Raw genomic sequence first — 798 nt, forward strand, 5'->3', positions numbered from 1 at the left:
ATTCTCACCCCAATCTCCAATTCTTTTTTGCTTACAATCCAACCCAAACGGGTCTATTTCAGTATTTGAGTCAAAAACGTATCCGTATATCGTAGGATTTCCACCTTGTAGCCCAATGGGATCCTGACTGATAAAATTACCTATTTGAGGGTCATAATACCTAAACCGATTATAAGCCAATCCTGTTTCAACATCTACGTACTGCCCCTGATAAAGGAAAGGCACAAAGCTATTGTCTCCTTTTCTCAGGGAACCATAAACATCTAATTCTCGCTCCCAAACTAAAGACCCACTACTATCATACGCATGCGAGGGTGTCCCCAATGCCTCTGAGCTGAATACCGAGTTTCTTTTGCAGCTCCTTTTTATGGTATGTAGAGAAGCTGGCGAAGTTCCTCAATTATTCTATTCCGGTAATAGGCAGGTACGAACTTGAGGAGATGACTCCCAATATTGAGGTAGCAAAGAATATTTCTAATCACTTAAATATTAAGGTAGGTTATTTATTAGAGGGAAACCGACAGAGCCGATTTGTTTAAAGACCCTGTAATGCTACAACGATTGGCAAAATTAGACAAAATGGACCACACGGAAAAAAGCCATATCCTACACGTATTGGATAGTTTCATTAAATCTATGAAAATTAAAAATATTGCCACACTGTAAAAACAAAAAAAGCTAGACAAATCATCGCAAATCAAAATTGGCTGAAATCCTCCAGTAAAGGAAGCATAAATGTTTCTGTTACTAAGTTCTGATTTCACAAAAATAATACTGCCGTTTTTACTACCTATGGGA

Annotated in this window: 2 protein-coding genes; one reads left to right on the forward strand and one right to left on the reverse strand. The window is 38.0% G+C overall.

Going from position 1 to position 798, the window contains the following annotated elements; all coding sequences use genetic code 11:
* Window positions 1–324 (reverse strand): RHS repeat-associated core domain-containing protein (locus GNY06_RS14820; protein ID WP_176589965.1); only part of this gene is annotated, 324 nt, incomplete at its 3' end.
* 59 nt (window positions 325–383) lie between these two features.
* Between GNY06_RS14820 and GNY06_RS15150 the strand changes: the two genes are divergently transcribed.
* On the forward strand, window positions 384–539 hold the full coding sequence (locus GNY06_RS15150; RefSeq protein ID WP_176589966.1) for a hypothetical protein: 156 nt from the start codon (window positions 384–386) through the stop codon (window positions 537–539).
* The last annotated feature ends 259 nt before the right edge of the window (window positions 540–798 follow it).

Source organism: Elizabethkingia argenteiflava (assembly GCF_009904105.1).
Taxonomy (GTDB): Bacteria; Bacteroidota; Bacteroidia; order Flavobacteriales; family Weeksellaceae; genus Elizabethkingia; species Elizabethkingia argenteiflava.